Below are 18,266 nucleotides of genomic sequence, written 5' to 3'. Positions count from 1 at the left end.
ACGACCGGGCACGTACCGCCGTCCGGCCGGGGCCGGAGGTCCCGCCGCCGGCCGACCGCAGGTTAGCCGGAGTGCGCCCCGCGGCGGACGGCACGCCGCCGCCCGCCGCCGCACCGGGAGTACGGGGCACCGCCGGGCCGTTCGGCAGCGGCGCCGCGCAGGTGCCGGGCAGCGTCCCGGGCATGACGGCGCTGCTCCGCCTCGCCGTGCTGTGCGTGGATCCGGACGGCCGGATCTCGTACTGGAACCGCGGCGCGGAGGAGCTGTTCGGGCACCGCTGGGAGCACGTCTTCGGGCACCGCGCCTCGGGCCTGCTCACCCCGGCCCGCACCGCCGCCGGCGCGCTGCACACCACCTCGGGCACCGCCCGCCAGGACACCCTCGACGTCCTCGACGACCTCACCGCCCCGGCCTGGGCCGGCGCGCTGGCCGCCGCCGACCGGGAGGGCACCGTCAAGGACGTGCTGTGGTGGACGTACCGCATCACCGAGCCCGGCGGGCGCAGCCTGCTCGCCGTCGCCACGCACGGCAGGCCGCTGCGCACCGGCGGGCTGCGGATCGCGGTCGGCGGCAGGCTGCTGCCCTACACCGCGGAGGGCCCGCGCAGGCAGGACATCGCCGTCGCCGCCGTCCTGTCCCCCGCGCCCGACCCCGCGCAGGGCCACGCGCTGACCGCCCGGCTCGGGACCGTACTGCCCGGCGTCAGCCCCGGCCGGCTGGACCGCATCGTCCGGCAGATCGCCCCGCTCGGGCACCCCGCGATCGAGATCGAGGGCAGCGTCCGGCTCCCCGTCACCCCGCAGGACTACGCCCAGGTGGCCGCGGCCGCCCGCGCCGACCGATCCGCCCGTCGCGAGCTGCTGCCCGGCTCCCGCCCGAACCCGGCCGCCGCCCGGGGCACCGGCACTCCGCGACGGCCTTCGGCCACCCACGGCGGCGACCGTTCGAGTGCCTCGGCCCTCACCGCCGTACCGCCGCCGTCCCCCGACCGGCCCCGCCCCGTCTCCCCCGCGTCCGCGGCGCCCCACCCCGACGGATCCGGGCACTCCGCCGGGCCCCCGGCGCAGCCCGGCGCGGCGGCCGGCCCCTCCGCCCGCGCTGCGCGGCGCGGCAGTTCCCCCGGCAGCGCGCTCGACGAGCAGCTGTCGCTGCTGCGCGAGACCGGCTCCGTCGTCGGCTCCACCCTGGACCTGCGGCTGACCGCGCGCGAGCTGTGCGCGGTCACCGTCCCGCGCTTCGCCGACCTGGCCAGCGTGCTCGTCGTCGACCAGCTCTTCTCCGACACCGAACCGCTCAAGGACGACCGCGCGGCCGACAGCGTCGTGGTCCGCCGGATCGCCCTCACCCGCCGGCCCGAGCCCGCCGCGAGGTGGCCCGCCTGGGAATCGGCACTCCCGGAGGGCGAGCTGCTGACGCTGGCCGCACAGGACGCGATGCCGCGGCTCGGCGACCCCGTCCTCGTCCCGGTCGTCGACCCCTCGCTCGCCCCCGACATCGCCGCGGACCTGGGCGTTCCGGGAATCGGCGACCTGCTGGCCGGCCACTCGCTGATCCTCGCGCCGCTCACCGCCCGTGGCACCGTCCTCGGCCGGGTGTGCTTCGTCCGCGGTCCGGGCCGCCGGCCCTTCGACGCGAGGGACGCCGCCACCGCCGCGGAGGTCGCCGCCCGCGGCGCCGTGCACCTGGACAACGCGCGGCTGCACCAGCTGGAGTCGCGCGCGGCCGCGACGCTCCAGCGCTCGATGATGCCGACCAGGCCGCCGCGGATCCCCGGCGTGCGCATCGCGCACCACTACATGCCCGGCGACCGCCAGGCGCAGGTCGGCGGCGACTGGTTCGACGCGATCCAGCTGCCGGGCGGGCGGGTCGCCCTGATCGTCGGGGACGTGATGGGCCACGGCCTCCAGGCGGCGGCCGTGATGGGCCAGTTCCGTACCGCGGTGATCACCATGGCCGCCCTCGACCTGCCACCCGCGCAGCTGCTGCGCCATCTGGACAACCTGGCCCACCGCCTGGGTACCGACCACCTCGCGACCTGCGTCTACGCCGTCTACGACCCGATCAACCGCACCCTCACGCTCGCCAACGCCGGGCACATCCCGCCGGTCCTGGCCGGTCACGACGGGCGCAGCGAGCTGCTGGCGATCCCCGGCGGCGCGCCGATCGGGGTGGGCGGGGTGCCGTTCGAGACGGTGGAGATCCCGGCGCCGGACGGCAGCTGGCTGGTGCTGTGCACCGACGGCCTGGTGGAGGTGCGCGGCCAGGGTATAGACGCCGGACTCGCCGCGCTGTGCGCGCATGTGATCGAACCCCAGCAGACGCCCGAGGACGTCTGCGCGCAGATCCTGCAGCGGGTGCACTCCGAGGACCGCCGCGACGACGTGGCACTGCTGGTCGCCAGGTTCGAGGGCATCGCCCCGCGGGACGTGGTGCAGTGGCGGCTGCGGGTCGACGAGTCCGACGTCGCGCGGGCCCGTGACCTGACCCGCCGCCAGCTCGAGTGCTGGGGCCTGCAGCGGATGAGCGAGACCGTCGAGCTGCTGGTCAGCGAGCTGGTCACGAACGCGATCCGGGCGGCGTCCTACGAGGTCGAGCTGCGGCTGATGCGGGTCGGCAAGCTGCTGGTCGAGGTCAGCGACGACAACCACAACCTGCCGCAGCTGCAGCGCGCCGAGGCGGACGACGTCGAGGGGCGCGGGCTGGCGCTGGTGTCGCACATGTCCCGGCGCTGGGGGACGAGCCGCAAGGCGGTCGGCAAGGTCGTGTGGTTCGAACTTCCACTACCGAGCTGATATTGTTGCACTCTACAACACTTCAGGTCGGCAGTCCGTCACCGGACCTGGGACGGCCGGCCGGCCGGAGTACCGGTGTGAGGAGTCGCAGCCATGAACGCCCGGGAGTCGTCGTCGTCCCTGGACATCGTCCAGCGTGAGCTGACCGCGTTCGCCCGCCGCGCGCGGGCCACCGCGGCGCGCATGCACCCCGAGCTCTCGCTCGTGTCCTACACGATCCTGGCACATCTGGAGGAGCAGCAGGGCTGCCGTGCCACCGATCTGGCCAGCCACTACATGCTGGACAAGTCCACGGTCAGCCGGCAGGTCGCCGCCCTGGAGAAGCTCGGCTTCATCGAGCGCCGGGTGGACGACAAGGACCACCGGGTGCAGGTGCTGCACCTGGCGCCCGGCGGCAAGGACGTCCTGGCCTCCGCCCGGCGCAGCCGCCAGGAATCCATCCAGGTGCGGCTGGCCGCCTGGGACCCGGAGGACCTGGAGCGCTTCGCCCGCTACCTCGTCCGCTACAACGCGGACGCCGCCGCACACCCGTGAGCCCCGCCCGCGCCCCGTGGAGGCGGCGGGCGGGGTCGCCGGGCCCGTGGCGGCCCTGCGTCAGAGGTTGACGCCGAAATCCTGCGCGATGCCGCGCAGGCCGGACGCGTAGCCCTGGCCGACGGCGCGGAACTTCCACTCCGCCCCGTTGCGGTACAGCTCGCCGAAGACCATCGCCGTCTCGGTCGAGGCGTCCTCGGTGAGGTCGTAGCGGGCGATCTCGGCGCCGCCTGCCTGGTTGACGACCCGGATGAACGCGTTGCGCACCTGGCCGAAGCTCTGCTGGCGGGTCTCGCCGTCGTAGATCGAGACCGGGAAGACGATCTTGTCGACCTCGGCGGGCACGCCGGCCAGGTTGACGTTGATGGTCTCGTCGTCGCCCTCGCCCTCGCCGGTGAGGTTGTCACCGGTGTGCTCGACGGAGCCGTCCGGGCTCTTGAGGTTGTTGAAGAAGACGAAGTGCTTGTCCGAGACGACCTTGCCCGAGGCGTCGAGCAGCAGCGCGCTCGCGTCGAGGTCGAAGTCCGTACCCGTGGTCGTACGGACGTCCCAGCCCAGGCCGACGGCGACCGCCGTGAGACCGGGGGCCTCCTTCGTCAGTGAGACATTGCCGCCCTTGGAGAGGCTGACACCCATGGTGGATCTCCCTGCTCAATCCGGCGCGGGCCGCGCCACTTGACGATTTCTTTGCCCAATGGCTCCAACGGACACCACCCTGCCCCGGTTCCCGGCGGGCTGCCACCGTACGCGCTCAGCCGTGCTCGGCCACCTGGCCGCGGGCCCACTCCGCCCACTCCTGCTGCATCGCGGTCAGCCGCAGGCCGTACTCCAGGGCCAGCCGGCCGTGCACGGAGATCTTGTCGTCCCCCCAGTCGACGGACGCCTCCAGCCGCTCGAGCTCGGCGTGCTCGGCGGCGGCGCGGTCGGCTTCGAGACTGAGATAGGTGACCGCCTCCACCCGACTGAGGACCCCGAGGAAGAAGACGCGCAGCAGCGTGTCACTGCGGCGCGTACGGTCCGGCTGGGTCTCGATCAGCCAGGTGCGCAGCTCCGCGAGGCCGCGCTCGGTGATCATGTACTCCTTGCGCCCGCGCGGGCCCTCCGCGGCGACCTCCAGCAGCCCGGCCCCCGCGAGTTTGCCCAGCTCCCCGTAGACCTGGCTCTGCGTGGCGGGCCAGACGTTGGCGAGCGAGGAGTCGAACAGCTTCATCAGGTCGTAGCCGCTGGCCGTCCGGTCGGCGAGCAGCCCGAGAACCGCATGGCGAAGACTCATGCGGAACAGCCTACCTTCCACATCCAACAGGTCAATACTTGACCTTCCACTCTCGACATGTCAGAGTTGGAACGCGCCGAGCCCGAGCAGCATCCCAGACCGACGCCCGGGCCCTACAAGGGGGAAACGATGAACTACCTGCGCGGCTTCATCCCGTGGATCGCCTTCGCCGCCGTCTCGCCAGCCGGCTGGCAGTGGGGCGCGCTCGCCGGACTGCTCCTCGGGCTCCAGCGGGTCGTGCAGGACCGCAGGGCGGGCGTCGCGAGGGACGCGCTGATACTGGAGTACAGCACCCTCGCCTGGTTCGCCGCGCTGACCGCCTTCGCCTTCGCCCGCACCGGCAGCCCGGTGCAGAACTGGACGGGCGCGCTCTCCCTCGGCTGGCTCGCGGTCACCGCATGGGCCGGTCTCGCCGTCCGCCGCCCCTTCACCCTCGGCACGGCCCGCCGCCAGACACCCGAAGAGGTGTGGCACAACCCGGTGTTCCTGCGGATCAACGTCGTCCTGAGCACGGCGTGGGCGGCCTCCTTCACCGTCACCGCCGCCCTGGTCGCCGCGGCCGGCGCCGCCGGGCTGGGCGCCGCGGTCACGATCCCGGTCCAGATAGCCGGATTCGCCGTCCCCGCCGCCTTCACCGCCCGCTACCCGGAGCGCGTCCGGGCCCGCCTCGCCTGATCCCGCGGGCAGCACGAAAAACCCCCGCCCCGGAAAGATCCGGAGCGGGGGTCCATGAGATCCCGGCGACACTTGCACACCGAGTGCTCACTATTGTGCGCGAGGGGGGAGTTGAACCCCCACGCCCTTTCGGGCACTGGAACCTGAATCCAGCGCGTCTGCCTATTCCGCCACCCGCGCATGGGTGCTGCCGTTCGATTCTCACACATCCGGTGGACTGTTCGGCCCGTTGGTGGTGAGCGCCTTGCGACATGCAGAAGGTTAGCACGGGGTCAGGGGTGGAATCACATCCGTTTGGCCTGGGGCGGAGGCGGCCGGGAGAGGCGGCGGGAAGGTGACGCGAAGGGTGACGCGAAGGACACGGCAGGTTCCGGGAGTCGACGCGGGGGTAGCCGCTCGTGCGGGACACTAGGGGACAGCTGGTGCGGAGCCGGATCTACCATCGCTGTGGAGCGGGTGAAGGTGACAAGGGGAGGCGAGGGGAACGAGGGGGGAAGCGCGGGCGTGTGAGGGTTGACACTGCCCTGTCCAGGGCGTTCGGGGAACCACAGGTTTTTCCCGCGCGTGGATACGATCAGTAAGCAGTATCGGATTCGACTCGGAGGAAGGCCCGAGGAGGGAGGTGCCCCGTGGGAGTGCTGAAGCGCTTTGAGCAGCGCCTGGAAGGACTGGTGAACGGCACCTTCGCCAAGGTGTTCAAGAGCGAGGTGCAGCCCGTCGAGATCGCGGGCGCGCTCCAGCGCGAGTGCGACAACAACGCCACGATCTGGAACCGCGACCGCACGGTCGTGCCCAACGACTTCGTCGTGGAACTGAGCACCCCCGACTTCGAGCGGCTGAGCCCCTACGCGATCCAGCTGGGCGACGAACTGGCCGGCATGGTCCGTGACTACGCCAAGCAGCAGCGCTACACGTTCATGGGGTCCATCAAGGTCCACCTGGAACGGGCCGCCGACCTGGACACCGGGCTCTACCGGGTGCGCAGCCGTACCCTGGCGTCCAGCGAGTCCCAGCACCCGCAGCACCCCCAGCAGTTCCCGCCGGAGCGGCAGCAGCCACGGCCGGCCGCCTACCAGCAGGCTCCGCAGGGCTATCCCCCGCAGCACGCCCCGTACCCGCCGGCCCTGCCCACCGCCGGGCCGCGCCCCGCGGCGGCGCCGCCGATGCCCGCCGCACCGCCGCCCGGTGGCGGCGCCCGGCCGTCCGCACCGGTCACCCGGCTCCCGGGCACGGGTGTCCCGGCCGGCGCCCCCGGCGCGTCCATGCGGCGCTGGATCGAGATCAACGGAACGCGGCACCAGATCACCAGGCAGTCCATGGTGCTGGGCCGTTCCACCGAAGCCGACGTCCGGGTGGACGACCCGGGCGTATCACGCAAACACTGCGAGATCCGGGTCGGCATGCCGTCCCTCGTGCAGGACCTCGGGTCGACAAACGGCATTGTGGTGGACGGACAGCACACCCAGCGCGCTACGCTCCGCGACGGCTCCCGCATCGTCGTGGGGAGCACGACCATCGTCTACCGGCAAGCCGAAGGGTGAAGCGGGGCCAATGTCAGAGCTGACCCTGACGGTCATGCGGCTGGGTTTCCTCGCCGTGCTGTGGCTGTTCGTGATCGTCGCGGTGCAGGTCATCCGCAGTGACCTCTTCGGGACGCGTGTGACCCAGCGCGCCGGGCGCCGGGAGGCCGGGACGAGACCGCCGCAGCAGCGCCAGCAGGCCGTCCCCCAGGCGCAGCAGCAGGGCCCCCGCCAGCGGCGCGGCGCCCCCACCAAGCTGGTGGTGTCCGAGGGCTCGCTCGCCGGCACCACGGTGGCGCTGCAGGGCCAGACGATCACGCTCGGCCGGGCGCACGATTCGACGATCGTCCTCGACGACGACTACGCGTCCAGCCGGCATGCCAGGATCTACCCGGACCGCGACGGACAGTGGATCGTGGAGGACCTCGGATCCACGAACGGCACCTATCTCGACCGGAACCGGCTCACCACGCCGACCCCGGTCCCGCTGGGCGCCCCGATCCGCATCGGCAAGACCGTCATCGAGCTGCGGAAGTAGTCGCACAATGAGCGAGCGGAGCCACGACGCGCGAGCGAGAGGGTGGGCAGCGTGCGGATGTACCCGGAGCCGACGGGGGAGGTACGCATGTCTCTGAGCCTGCGTTTCGCCGCCGGTTCGCACAAGGGCATGATCCGCGAGGGGAACGAGGACTCCGGCTACGCCGGTCCCCGTCTGCTCGCGATCGCCGACGGCATGGGCGGGCAGGCCGCCGGTGAGGTCGCCTCCTCCGAGGTGATCTCGACCATTGTCCCGCTCGACGACGACATTCCCGGTTCCGACATCCTGACGTCACTCGGATCCGCGGTGCAGCGTGCCAACGACCAACTGCTGCAGATGGTCCAGGAGGACCCGCAGCTGGAGGGCATGGGCACCACCCTCACCGCCCTGCTGTGGACCGGCCAGCGGCTCGGCCTGGTCCACGTCGGCGACTCGCGCGCGTATCTGCTGCGCGACGGCGTCCTGACCCAGATCACCCAGGACCACACCTGGGTGCAGCGGCTGGTGGACGAGGGGCGGATCACCGAGGAGGAGGCGACCACCCACCCGCAGCGCTCGCTGCTGATGCGCGCGCTGGGCAGCGGCGAGCGCGTCGAACCCGACCTCTCCATCCGCGAGGTGCGGGTCGGCGACCGCTATCTGATCTGCTCCGACGGCCTGTCCGGCGTCGTCAGCCACCAGACCCTCGAGGACACCCTGGCCGGGTACCAGGCACCGCACGAGACGGTCCAGGAGCTGATCCAGCTCGCGCTGCGCGGCGGCGGCCCCGACAACATCACCTGCATCGTCGCCGACGTCCTCGACACCGACGACGGCGACACCCTGGCCGGCCAGCTGAACGACACCCCCGTGGTGGTCGGCGCGGTCGCCGACACCCAGCTGCCGCTCAGCGACGCGCGCCACCTGCAGACCCCGGCCGGCCGCGCCGCGGAGCTGGGCCGCACCCCGCAGCAGGCGGGCCCGGCCGGCGCGTTCGGTCCGCCGGGCAGCGGGGGGCCGGTCCCGGGCGCCCCGCTCGGCACGTTCGGCGAGCACGAGGGCACCGAAGCGGCCAAGCCGCGCAAGAACCGCTCGTGGGTCAAGCGCACGGTCATCGGCGCGGTCGTGCTCGCCGTGGTCGCAGGCGGCGGCTTCTACGGCTTCTACACCTGGGCGCAGACGCAGTACTACGTCGGCGCGAAGGGCGACCACGTCGCCGTCTACCGGGGCATCGACCAGAAGCTGGTGTGGGTGAGCATGTCGAAGCTGCACACCGACCGCCCCGAGATCAAGCTGGCGTACCTGCCGGACTACCTGCGCAACCAGGTCAGCGCCACCATCACGATGGACAACCTGAGCCAGGCCGACAACAAGGCCGACGAGCTGGCCGAGCAGGTCAGGGTCTGCGAGAAGGCCGAGCGGGCGAAGAAGGCGGACGGCACGGCGAAGGCCCAGGAGGGCACCGCGGCCGCGGGAGGCGCCGGGGGCACCGTGTCCGACAAGGACGACACGGCCGCGAGCCCGCTCGACAGCATGAAGAAGGCGACCGCCCTTCCGACCAGCACCGGCGCCGCCGGCGCGGCCGGCCCCGAGGTGGGCGATCCGACGAGCACCGCGGCCCCGGGCAAGAACAGCCCCGCCGCGTCGGGCCCCGACAAGGCCGACACCGGCAAGGCCACGACCCCGCCCACCGCCGAGAGCCTGACGCCGGACGAGCAGGCGAAGGCCCGGAACTGCCCGTCGGGGCAGTCGTAAGTCCAGGAGGGCTCGGCTCGTCATGAGCGCCAGCAACACCACGACCATCACTTCGATCGGCGCTCCCAACCGCCGCAACACCGAGCTGGCCCTGCTGCTGTTCGCCGTTCTCATCCCGGTCTTCGCCTACGCGAACGTCGGGCTGGCCATGAACGGCTCGGTTCCCGCCGGGCTGCTCGGCTACGGTGCGGGCCTCGGCGTGCTCGCCGGGGTGGCCCATCTGCTGGTGCGCAAGTTCGCGCCGTACTCCGACCCGCTGATGCTGCCGATCGCCACGCTGCTGAACGGCCTCGGCCTGGTGCTGATCTGGCGGCTCGACCAGGAGCCGAGCCTGGGCGCCCCGATGGCCTCCAAGCAGCTGATGTGGTCGACGTTCGGCGTGGCGCTCTTCATCGCGGTGCTGGTCTTCCTCAAGGACCACCGCATCCTGCAGCGCTACACCTACATCTCGATGGCGGCGGCGCTCTTCCTGCTGGTCCTGCCGGTGTTCTTCCCGCCCGTCTACGGCGCCCGGATCTGGGTGACGCTCCCGGGCATCGGGTCGCTGCAGCCGGGCGAGTTCGCCAAGATCGTCATCACCGTCTTCTTCGCCGGCTACCTGATGGTGAAGCGCGACGCGCTCGCCCTCGCCAGCCGCCGGGTCATGGGCCTGTACCTGCCGCGCGGCCGCGACCTCGGCCCGATCCTGGTGATCTGGGCCATGAGCCTGCTCATCCTCATCTTCGAGACCGACCTGGGCACCTCGCTGCTCTTCTTCGGCCTCTTCGTGATCATGCTCTACGTGGCCACCGAGCGCACCAGCTGGATCGTCTTCGGCCTGCTGCTCAGCTCCGCCGGCGCGGTCGCGGTGGCCTCGACCGAGCCGCACGTGAAGGTGCGCGTCCAGGACTGGCTGCACCCGCTCGCGCTCGCCTCCAACGGCGGTGTGACCGAGACCGCCCAGTCCCGGTACGCGTTCGGCGCCGGCGGGCTGTTCGGCTCCGGGCTCGGCCAGGGGTACTCCCGGCTGATCCGCGGCATCGCGCCCAAGAGCGACTACATCCTCGCCACCGTCGGCGAGGAGATGGGCCTCGCCGGTGTGATGGCCGTCCTGCTGCTCTACGGCCTGCTGATCGAGCGCGGCATCCGCACCGCGCTGGCCGCCCGGGACCCGTTCGGCAAGCTGCTGGCCATCGGCCTGTCCGGCGCCTTCGCGCTCCAGGTCTTCGTGGTGGCCGGCGGCGTCACCGGACTCATCCCGCTGACCGGTATGACGATGCCCTTCATGGCCCAGGGCGGATCCTCCGTGATCGCCAACTGGGCCCTGGTGGCGATCCTGCTGCGGATCAGCGACACCGCACGCCGGCCCGCCCCGACTCCCGCAGGATCCCCCGACGCCGAAGCGACCCAGGTGGTGAAGAGCCAGTGAACAAGCCACTGCGACGGGTTGCGATCTTCTGCGGTCTGCTCGTCCTCGCCCTGCTGCTGCGGGTGAACTACGTGCAGTTCGTCCAGGCCGACCAGCTCAACAGCGACAAGAACAACCGGCGGGTGGCGATCAACCAGTTCGCCCACCCGCGCGGCGACATCATCGTCGACGGCAAGGCCGTCACCGGCCACACCGTGACCACCGGCAGCGACTTCAAGTACAAGCGCACCTACACCGACGGCAAGATGTGGGCGCCGGTGACCGGCTACGCCTCGCAGGTCTACGGGACGACGTTCCTGGAGGGCGTCGAGGACAGCTTCCTGACCGGCGACGACGACCGGCTGTTCTTCAACCGCACCATCGACCTGCTCACCGGCAAGCAGCGCCAGGGCGGCAACGTGGTGACGACGCTCAACGCCAAGGCGCAGAAGGCCGCCTACGACGGCCTCGGCGGCAAGAAGGGCGCGGTCGTCGCACTCGACCCGCGCACCGGCGCGATCCTGGCGATGGCGAGCACCCCGTCGTACGACCCCTCGAAGATCGCCGGCAGCAACGACGGCGACGCCTGGGCGGCGCTCGACAAGAAGAACAACCCCGACGACCCGATGCAGAACCGGGCCCTGCGCATCACCTACCCCCCGGGTTCGACGTTCAAGCTGGTCACGGCCGCCGCCGCCCTGGAGGAGGGCAAGGTGACCGACATCGACGCCAAGACGGACTCGCCCGATCCGTACGTCCCGCCGGGCACCACCAAGCGGCTGGTGAACGAGGGCAGCATCAAGTGCAAGGACGCCACGCTGACCGAAGCGCTGCGGCAGTCCTGCAACACCGTCTTCGGCAAGCTGGGCGTCGACGTCGGCCTCAAGGGGATGGTGGAGGAGGCCGAGAAGTTCGGCTTCAACAAGGAGCAGTTCGTCCCGGTGCGTGCCAACGCGAGCAACTTCGACACCGAGATGAGCGCCGACCACGTCGCCCAGTCCTCCATCGGCCAGTTCGACACCGCCGCGACGCCGCTGCAGATGGCCATGGTCGCCTCGGCCATCGCCAACAACGGCGTGCTGATGCAGCCGTACGAGGTGGACAAGCTGGAGGCGCCCAACACGAGCACCGTCTCCCAGACCACCCCGCAGAAGATGAGCACCCCGCTGTCCCCGGAGAACGCGCAGAAGCTCCAGCAGATGATGGAGACGGTCGTCACCCACGGCACCGGCAAGAACGCGCGGATTCCCGGCGTGCGCGTCGGCGGCAAGACCGGCACGGCGCAGCACGGCGTCAACAACGACAAGGCGCCCTACGCGTGGTTCGTGTCCTACGCCATGACCGACCACGGCTCGCCGGTGGCGGTCGCGGTCGTGGTCGAGGACGGCGCCGCCAACCGCGACGACATCAGCGGCGGCGGCCTGGCGGCCCCGATCGCCAAGAGCGTCATGGAGGCGGTGCTCAACAAGTGAGAGGAAGCTCACGCAGGGTGCCGGCCCGGTTCACATACCGGTCAGGTATCGGCGGAGGGCGGGGGCGCGGATCCGTGGGAAATGCCCGGTACCGTAGCTCCGTGCGGCGCAGGGCGGCAACCAACGGATTCGGGTCGTGAACGTCAAGATACGGGTTTGAGGAGAGGGCAGAGCTATGGAAGAGCCGCGTCGCCTCGGCGGCCGGTACGAGCTGGGCTCGGTGCTCGGCCGCGGTGGCATGGCGGAGGTGTACCTCGCGCATGACACCCGCCTCGGCCGTACGGTGGCGGTGAAGACGCTGCGGGCGGACCTCGCACGCGACCCGTCGTTCCAGGCCCGGTTCCGCCGGGAGGCCCAGTCGGCCGCCTCGCTCAACCACCCCTCGATCGTCGCCGTGTACGACACCGGCGAGGACTACGTCGACAGCGTCTCGATCCCGTACATCGTGATGGAGTACGTCGACGGCTCGACCCTGCGCGAGCTGCTCCACTCCGGGCGCAAGCTGCTGCCGGAGCGGGCGCTGGAGATGACCGTCGGCATCCTCCAGGCGCTGGAGTACAGCCACCGCGCCGGGATCGTCCACCGGGACATCAAGCCCGCCAACGTCATGCTGACGCGCACGGGCCAGGTCAAGGTCATGGACTTCGGCATCGCCCGCGCGATGGGCGACGCCGGCATGACGATGACGCAGACGGCTGCCGTCATCGGCACCGCGCAGTACCTGTCGCCGGAGCAGGCCAAGGGCGAGCAGGTCGACGCCCGCTCGGACCTCTACTCGACCGGCTGCCTGCTCTACGAGCTGCTGACCGTTCGGCCGCCCTTCGTGGGCGACTCACCCGTGGCGGTGGCCTACCAGCACGTCCGCGAGGACCCGCAGCCGCCGTCGGTCTTCGACCCCGAGGTCACCCCGGCGATGGACGCGATCGTCCTCAAGGCGCTGACCAAGGACCCCGACTACCGCTACCAGAGCGCCGACGAGATGCGGGCCGACATCGAGAGCGCGCTCGACGGCCAGCCGGTCGCCGCGGCCGTCGCGATGGGCGCGGCCGGCTACGGCTACCCGCAGTCCTACGGGGACGGCGCCGCCACCACCGCACTGCCGCAGCAGGCCGACCCGCGCACCTCGATGCTGCCTCCGGCCCGCGACGACGACGGCGGCTACGGCTACGACGAGCGCCCTGACCGGCGGCGGCAGAAGAAGAGCGGCGGCAGCGCGTCCACCGTCCTGCTGGTGCTGGCCGGCATCCTGGTGCTGGTCGGCGCGATCTTCCTGGGCAAGGCGCTCTTCGGCGGCAACGGCGCCGGCAGCGACGAGAAGGTGCCGAACCTCGTCGGCAAGTCCATGGACGAGGCGAACAGGGCGGCCGGCAACCTGGAGCTGAAGATCGTCGCGGGTACCCCGGCGTTCTGCGACGCGGTCGACAAGGACCTGATCTGCTCGCAGACCCCGGCGGCCGACAGCCCGGTCCCGGACGACAAGACGGTCACGGTCGTCCTGTCGAAGGGTGCGGCGCCCAAGGAGGTGCCGAGCGTCGTCAACGACAAGTTCGAGGACGCGCAGGCCGAGCTGACGAAGGCGGGATTCCAGGTCAAGCGGGTGGACCAGGAGTCCACGACGGTCGACGAGGACACCGTCATCAGCCAGGACCCCGGTCCGGGGACCAAGCAGCCCAAGGACGCGATCATCACGCTGAAGGTCGCGGTCAAGCCGGCGGAGAAGGAGATCCCGGACCTCGCCCGCTACCCGGAGGGCGGCGCCAAGAAGCAGCTCCAGGAACTGGGCTTCACCAACGTCCACACCCAGCGCCAGCCCTCGGACGACCCGCAGTACCCCGAGGGCACGGTCATCAGCACCAACCCGCAGGCGGGCTCCTCGGCGAAGCTGGACGACTCGATCACCCTGATCGTCTCCTCCGGCCCGACGCAGCAGACGCAGAATCCGCCGCAGAACCCGGTGATGCCGGACGTCGCCGGCCACCGGCTGGGCGAGGTCAAGCAGCAGCTGCAGCAGATGGGCATGAACGTGGTGGTCGTCGGCGGCGGTCCCGAGGGGGACAACGCCCGCGTGATCGGCAGCCCCACCCCGCAGGGCACGCCGCTCACGCCGGGCCAGGACGTCCAGGTGATGACCGTGGGCGGGGGCGGCGGAGGCTGATCCCCCCGGGCCCGGCGGGAGCCGGGCCCACCCGCAGACCCAGGGGCGCCGCCGTCCGGACTACCGCAGTTCGGGCGGCGGCGTCCTTTGCGCGTCCACCTTCTGGGTGCGGACGAGCTCACCCCACACGATGTAGCGGTAGCGCGAGGTGTAGACGGGGGTGCAGGTCGTGAGGGTGATGTAGCGGCCCGGCTTGGTGCGGCCGGACTCCTTCGGCACCTGGGCGGTCACGCCGACGTCGTACTTCGACGTCTGGTCGAGGATCTTGTAGACCTTGTAGACGTACCAGGTGTCCTTGGTCTCGAAGACGATCGCGTCGCCCTTGCCGATCTTGTTGATGTTGTGGAACTTGGCGCCGTGTCCGTCGCGGTGGGCGGCGAGCGTGAAGTTGCCGGTCCTGGCCCACGGCATGGCCGCCGGGGTGGGCTTGGTGTAGTAGCCGGCGACGCCCTCGTTGAGCACCTTGGTCGAGGTGCCCTTCTTGACCAGCACCTCGTAGTTCCTGCCCATCGCGGGGACGTGCAGGAAACCGATGCCGCCGGCGGTGTCCAGGCCGCGGGCGTGCGCGCCGGGCGGCGCCTGGGCCCACTCCTGGCGGACCTTCCTGGCCTCCTTGGCCTCGTGCCGGTCGGCCAGCACGTTGGTCCACCACAGCGAGTAGACGACGAAGAGGGCCATGATCAGCCCGGCCGTGATGAGCAGCTCGCCGACGACGCTCACGACGGAGGCGAGCGTGCCCCTGCCGCGCGGGGCGCCCTCCTGGCCGTCGCCGCTCTCCGGGACGCCGGGGTCGCCCGTCTCGCTGGTCGTGGTGGTCGTCACGCTGTTCAGCTCTCCGTCCGAGGGCACTGAGGCACTGCCGGCGAGGTGCGGGCTCCGCGGATCCGTCAGTCGCCGGTGACGAGCGCGTCCGGCTTGCCCTTGCTGCGCGGCCGCTCCTCGACCAGTTTGCCCCACACGATCAGCCGGTTGGTGCTGGTGAATTCGGGGGTGCAGGTGGTGAGCGTGAGGTAGCGGCCGGGAGCGGTGAAGCCCGAGCCCTCCGGGATCGGCTTGAGCACGCTGATGTTGGACGGCGGGGTACTGGCCAGCGAGCTGGTGATCACGTAGGTGTAGTACTCGTTCTCCGTCTCGACCACCACCTTGTCGCCGGCCGCGAGGTGGTTGATGTAGCGGAAGGGCTCACCGTGGGTGTTGCGGTGCGCGGCGACGGCGAAGTTGCCGGTCTTGTCCCACGGCATCGCGGTGTTCATTGCACCGTCGTAGTGGCCGATCATGCCCTTGTCGAGCACCTTGTGCTTGGAGACCCCCTGCGCGATGGGCGCCTTCACGTCCAGCTTGGGGATGTACATGATCGCGAAGCCCTGGCCGGGCGAGAAGGTGCCGGGCAGCCGGTTCGGGTCGGCGGATTCGCTGTCCCACTTCTGCTGGAGGTTGTTCGCCGCGCCCGCGGCCTCGCGGTGGGCGCGCACGTTGGTCCACCACAGCTGGTAGGTGACGAAGAGCAGCATCAGCACGCCGAGGGTGATGAACAGCTCGCCGACGACCCGGCTGGCGATGACCGCGGGGCTCTCCTTCGCGGCCCTCGCGGCCCGCCGCGCCTCCACCCGGCTCAGCGGTGCGGTGGGGGTCGTGCTCGGGGCCTGCGCGGCGCCGCTGTGGCCGCCGCCGCGGGCCCGGTGGCCGCCGCTCTGCCGCGCCGCCCTGCGCCGTGCCGCCCGTCCCCCGTCGGCAGGTGGCCCGGTGGTGGGGGCGGCCGTCCCGGGGGCCACGACAGGCAGCACGGCGGTGTCCCCGCCCTCGCCCGCGGGCCCGCTCTCCGGTACGTCCCCGCCCGCGGGCGGCTCGCCGTACGGCAGGGGGCCGCCCCGCCCGTCGTACGCCGCCGGTGCGCGCGGCCCGTCGTGCGGCGCCGCGGCGGGCGCCCCCTCGTACGGGACGGCGGCGGGCGCCTGAGGCTCCTCGTACGGGACGGGCGCGGGGGACGGCTCGTACGGGACGGCGGCGGGCGCCTGAGGCTCCTCGTACGGGACGGCGGCCGGCTCGGGAGCGGGGGCGAGGGGCTGCGCGGGGCTGAACCAGGGGGAGGCCGACGCGGGCCCGGCGAAGGGCTGCGGCGCGGGGGCGTACACCTGCTCCGGCTCGGGGGGCGCGTGCTCCGCGCGGACGTCCGGGGCGCCGGACGGCTCCGGCCGCTCCTCCGGGACGGCCGCGGGGCGGCTGGGCAGCGGGTCGTTCAGCGGATCGTCGAGCTGTTCCACGACAGCTCTGAACTGCCCGGTGTTCTCGTACGACATCGGGCCGTCGTCGGCGGGGCGCTCCGGGCGGAGCGTGGTCACGCCCCCGCCCTCCCGACAACGGGCGCGAGCCCCTCCGAGCGGTCCCTGGCGCCCTCGTCACCGCATTCGGCCAGCCAGTTCGCCAGCATCCGGTGCCCCCACTCGGTGAGCACCGACTCGGGGTGGAACTGCACGCCCTCCACGGCCGCCTCCCGGTGTCTGAGCCCCATGATGATGCCGCTGTCCGTCCAGGCGGTGACCTGCAGCTGGTCCGGAAGAGTCGGGCCCTCGACCGCGAGCGAGTGGTAGCGCGTGGCGGTGAAGGGCGACGGCAGTCCGGCGAAGACGCCCGCTCCTTCGTGGGTCACCAGCGACGTCTTGCCGTGCAGCAGCTCGGGGGCGCGGTTGACGACGCCGCCGTAGGCGACCGCGATGGACTGCACACCGAGGCAGACGCCGAAGACCGGCACCCCGGTTTCCGCGCAGTGCCGCACCATGTCGACGCACACCCCGGCCTCCTCGGGGGTGCCGGGGCCGGGGGAGAGCAGCACGCCGTCGAAGCCGTCCTGCGCGTGGGAGGGCCGCACCTCGTCGTTGCGCAGCACCTCGCACTCGGCGCCGAGCTGGTAGAGGTACTGGACCAGGTTGAAGACGAAGCTGTCGTAGTTGTCGACCACGAGAATGCGTGTGCTCATCGGACGGCGGCCATCCCGTTGTCGACGGTGACGTCATTGAAGGGGAGCAGCGGCTCCGCCCAGGGGAAGACGTACTGGAACAGCAGGTAGACGACGGCCAGCACCAGCGCCAGGCAGGTCAGCGCCCTTATCCACGCGTTGCCCGGCAGATGCCGCCAGATCCAGCCGTACATGCGGTCCCTTTCCTTCCGGCTCCCCGGAACAGAGTAAGGGGAGATCGCCCGGAGTGGGTTGGTAGCCGGACAAAGCTTCGTCCTGGCTTCACCTGCGCGTCCGGCGGCCAAGAGGCCGTGGTGCAGGCGTTTTTCAGGGCTGATCCACAGGCTGCGCATAGTGCAGGGACGTCGAGCCGGCGTAGCCCGGCAGGGTGGTGGAGCGGGCGGTGCCGACCTTCCAGCCGAGTCCGTAGGCGGCCACGTACTGGAGGTAGTTCTGGATCGCGGGGCTGCGGTCGAGAGCCTGGCGGAGTTTCGCCTGGTCGCCGACGGCGGTGATGCGGTAGGGCGGGGAGTAGACGCGGCCCTGGAGGATCAGGGTGTTGCCGACGCAGCGGACGGCGCTGGTGGAGATCAGGCGCTGGTCCATGACGCGGATGCCGCGCGCCCCGCCCTGCCAGAGCGCGTTGACCACGGCCTGCAGGTCCTGCTGGTGGATGACCAGGTCGTTGGGCTGCGGATCGGGGACGCCGGGGACGAGCGGGGTCGCGTCCGGCGGGGCGTCGTTCAGGGTGACCTGGACGGAGGGGCCGGTGAGCGGGGTGGTGCCGGCGTCCTTGCGGAGGGCGTCGATCCTGGCCTGCTCGGCGGCGCTCAGCCCGCTGCCCTGCCGGGTGAGCTCGTCCACGTCGTCGCGGACGCCGGTGAGCTGGTCCTCCAGCTGCTCGTTGCGCGCGTTCTTGGTGCGGATGGTGTCGGAGAGCTTCGGCAGCGGGTCGTCGCTGCGGATGTCGACGCCCTTGGCGGTGTCGAAGCTCATCCAGAAGATCAGCCCGGCCAGCGCGAAGACTCCCGCGCTGGCCAGCCGCAGCGCCACCGTGCGCGAGGCGGGGCGAGAGGAGGGGGCGGGTGCGCTTCCGCCGGGATCCGTCGCCACCGTACGCTGTCTCCTTAACAAGCAGAGGAAGCACTACGCTAACGGACGCCCGGCGTCGGCACCGCCCCCGCCGGCGCGAGACCGTCTTCCCATACCCGCCAGGACCGCCCAGCACCCCCG

General features: G+C 71.6%; 16 protein-coding genes and 1 tRNA gene. 9 read left to right on the top strand and 8 right to left on the bottom strand.

The window, feature by feature from the left end; translation table 11 throughout:
* The first annotated feature begins 71 nt into the window (after positions 1-71).
* Positions 72-2,792 carry a SpoIIE family protein phosphatase gene (locus tag ACH4SE_RS02670; RefSeq protein ID WP_398541421.1) on the top strand — a complete coding sequence of 907 codons (2,721 nt, stop codon included), beginning with the start codon at positions 72-74 and terminating at the stop codon, positions 2,790-2,792.
* A gap of 93 nt (positions 2,793-2,885) precedes the next feature.
* The gene (locus ACH4SE_RS02665; protein WP_398541420.1) at positions 2,886-3,326 is read left to right on the top strand and encodes a MarR family winged helix-turn-helix transcriptional regulator; all 441 of its coding nucleotides are present in this window, start codon (positions 2,886-2,888) and stop codon (positions 3,324-3,326) included.
* A 60-nt stretch (positions 3,327-3,386) separates the two neighbouring features.
* Here the strand turns inward: ACH4SE_RS02665 and ACH4SE_RS02660 are convergent, their stop codons facing one another.
* On the bottom strand, positions 3,387-3,962 hold the full coding sequence (locus ACH4SE_RS02660) for a TerD family protein (RefSeq protein ID WP_398541419.1): 576 nt from the start codon (positions 3,960-3,962) through the stop codon (positions 3,387-3,389).
* A gap of 115 nt (positions 3,963-4,077) precedes the next feature.
* The gene (locus tag ACH4SE_RS02655) at positions 4,078-4,599 is read right to left on the bottom strand and encodes a PadR family transcriptional regulator (protein WP_398541418.1); all 522 of its coding nucleotides are present in this window, start codon (positions 4,597-4,599) and stop codon (positions 4,078-4,080) included.
* Between the two features lie 57 nt (positions 4,600-4,656).
* On the opposite strand from ACH4SE_RS02655, the gene ACH4SE_RS02650 reads away from it, so the two are divergent.
* Entirely contained in the window at positions 4,657-5,274 is a 618-nt protein-coding gene (locus tag ACH4SE_RS02650; RefSeq protein WP_398541417.1) for a hypothetical protein, read from the top strand.
* A 96-nt stretch (positions 5,275-5,370) separates the two neighbouring features.
* Here the strand turns inward: ACH4SE_RS02650 and ACH4SE_RS02645 are convergent.
* Positions 5,371-5,454 (bottom strand) — tRNA-Leu (locus tag ACH4SE_RS02645).
* A 449-nt stretch (positions 5,455-5,903) separates the two neighbouring features.
* Here ACH4SE_RS02645 and ACH4SE_RS02640 point away from each other — a divergent pair.
* The 6 genes from ACH4SE_RS02640 to pknB all read left to right on the top strand — a co-directional run bounded on the left by ACH4SE_RS02640 (position 5,904) and on the right by pknB (position 14,080).
* Positions 5,904-6,815: an FhaA domain-containing protein gene (locus tag ACH4SE_RS02640; protein WP_398541416.1), complete on the top strand. Its 912-nt coding sequence runs from the start codon at positions 5,904-5,906 to the stop codon at positions 6,813-6,815.
* Positions 6,816-6,825: 10 nt separating this feature from the next.
* Positions 6,826-7,332 carry an FHA domain-containing protein gene (locus ACH4SE_RS02635; protein WP_398541415.1) on the top strand — a complete coding sequence of 169 codons (507 nt, stop codon included), beginning with the start codon at positions 6,826-6,828 and terminating at the stop codon, positions 7,330-7,332.
* A gap of 87 nt (positions 7,333-7,419) precedes the next feature.
* Complete coding sequence (locus tag ACH4SE_RS02630) at positions 7,420-9,066, top strand: Stp1/IreP family PP2C-type Ser/Thr phosphatase (protein ID WP_398541414.1); 1,647 nt, start codon at positions 7,420-7,422, stop codon at positions 9,064-9,066.
* A gap of 22 nt (positions 9,067-9,088) precedes the next feature.
* Positions 9,089-10,474, top strand: coding sequence for an FtsW/RodA/SpoVE family cell cycle protein (locus tag ACH4SE_RS02625; protein WP_398541413.1), 1,386 nt, complete (start codon positions 9,089-9,091; stop codon positions 10,472-10,474).
* The gene (locus ACH4SE_RS02620; RefSeq protein ID WP_398541412.1) at positions 10,471-11,925 is read left to right on the top strand and encodes a peptidoglycan D,D-transpeptidase FtsI family protein; all 1,455 of its coding nucleotides are present in this window, start codon (positions 10,471-10,473) and stop codon (positions 11,923-11,925) included. The genes ACH4SE_RS02625 and ACH4SE_RS02620 overlap by 4 nt, the downstream gene beginning before the upstream one ends.
* A 175-nt stretch (positions 11,926-12,100) precedes the next feature.
* Positions 12,101-14,080 carry a Stk1 family PASTA domain-containing Ser/Thr kinase gene (gene pknB, locus ACH4SE_RS02615; RefSeq protein WP_398541411.1) on the top strand — a complete coding sequence of 660 codons (1,980 nt, stop codon included), beginning with the start codon at positions 12,101-12,103 and terminating at the stop codon, positions 14,078-14,080.
* Positions 14,081-14,140: 60 nt separating this feature from the next.
* On the opposite strand, the gene ACH4SE_RS02610 is transcribed toward pknB, so the two are convergent.
* The 5 genes from ACH4SE_RS02610 to ACH4SE_RS02590 all read right to left on the bottom strand — a co-directional run bounded on the left by ACH4SE_RS02610 (position 14,141) and on the right by ACH4SE_RS02590 (position 18,029).
* Complete coding sequence (locus ACH4SE_RS02610; protein ID WP_398541410.1) at positions 14,141-14,902, bottom strand: class E sortase; 762 nt, start codon at positions 14,900-14,902, stop codon at positions 14,141-14,143.
* 65 nt (positions 14,903-14,967) lie between these two features.
* Entirely contained in the window at positions 14,968-16,419 is a 1,452-nt protein-coding gene (locus ACH4SE_RS02605; protein WP_398541409.1) for a class E sortase, read from the bottom strand.
* Positions 16,416-17,054 (bottom strand): aminodeoxychorismate/anthranilate synthase component II, encoded by a 639-nt coding sequence (locus tag ACH4SE_RS02600; RefSeq protein ID WP_398541408.1) that lies wholly within the window; start codon positions 17,052-17,054, stop codon positions 16,416-16,418. Before ACH4SE_RS02600 ends, ACH4SE_RS02605 begins: the two co-directional genes overlap by 4 nt.
* Positions 17,051-17,227: a hypothetical protein gene (locus tag ACH4SE_RS02595; RefSeq protein WP_398541407.1), complete on the bottom strand. Its 177-nt coding sequence runs from the start codon at positions 17,225-17,227 to the stop codon at positions 17,051-17,053. Before ACH4SE_RS02595 ends, ACH4SE_RS02600 begins: the two co-directional genes overlap by 4 nt.
* Positions 17,228-17,360: 133 nt before the next feature.
* Entirely contained in the window at positions 17,361-18,029 is a 669-nt protein-coding gene (locus ACH4SE_RS02590) for a DUF881 domain-containing protein (protein ID WP_398541622.1), read from the bottom strand.
* Between the last annotated feature and the right edge of the window lie 237 nt (positions 18,030-18,266).

This window comes from Streptomyces sp. NPDC020983 (assembly GCF_044333485.1).
Taxonomy (GTDB): Bacteria; Actinomycetota; Actinomycetes; order Streptomycetales; family Streptomycetaceae; genus Actinacidiphila.
The sequence above is the reverse complement of the archived record's forward strand: the minus strand, read 5'-3'. Positions and strand labels throughout refer to the sequence as shown.

What these genes read in the sequence shown, in the direction of transcription:
- ACH4SE_RS02650 (WP_398541417.1), top strand. Translation starts at nt 4,657, where the DNA reads ATGTCAGAGTTGGAACGCGCCGAGCCCGAGCAGCATCCCAGACCGACG.
- ACH4SE_RS02625 (WP_398541413.1), top strand. Translation starts at nt 9,089, where the DNA reads ATGAGCGCCAGCAACACCACGACCATCACTTCGATCGGCGCTCCCAAC.
- ACH4SE_RS02635 (WP_398541415.1), top strand. Translation starts at nt 6,826, where the DNA reads ATGTCAGAGCTGACCCTGACGGTCATGCGGCTGGGTTTCCTCGCCGTG.
- ACH4SE_RS02595 (WP_398541407.1), bottom strand. Translation starts at nt 17,227, where the DNA reads ATGTACGGCTGGATCTGGCGGCATCTGCCGGGCAACGCGTGGATAAGG.
- ACH4SE_RS02660 (WP_398541419.1), bottom strand. Translation starts at nt 3,962, where the DNA reads ATGGGTGTCAGCCTCTCCAAGGGCGGCAATGTCTCACTGACGAAGGAG.
- ACH4SE_RS02630 (WP_398541414.1), top strand. Translation starts at nt 7,420, where the DNA reads ATGTCTCTGAGCCTGCGTTTCGCCGCCGGTTCGCACAAGGGCATGATC.
- pknB (WP_398541411.1), top strand. Translation starts at nt 12,101, where the DNA reads ATGGAAGAGCCGCGTCGCCTCGGCGGCCGGTACGAGCTGGGCTCGGTG.
- ACH4SE_RS02665 (WP_398541420.1), top strand. Translation starts at nt 2,886, where the DNA reads ATGAACGCCCGGGAGTCGTCGTCGTCCCTGGACATCGTCCAGCGTGAG.
- ACH4SE_RS02600 (WP_398541408.1), bottom strand. Translation starts at nt 17,054, where the DNA reads ATGAGCACACGCATTCTCGTGGTCGACAACTACGACAGCTTCGTCTTC.
- ACH4SE_RS02590 (WP_398541622.1), bottom strand. Translation starts at nt 18,029, where the DNA reads ATGAGCTTCGACACCGCCAAGGGCGTCGACATCCGCAGCGACGACCCG.
- ACH4SE_RS02655 (WP_398541418.1), bottom strand. Translation starts at nt 4,599, where the DNA reads ATGAGTCTTCGCCATGCGGTTCTCGGGCTGCTCGCCGACCGGACGGCC.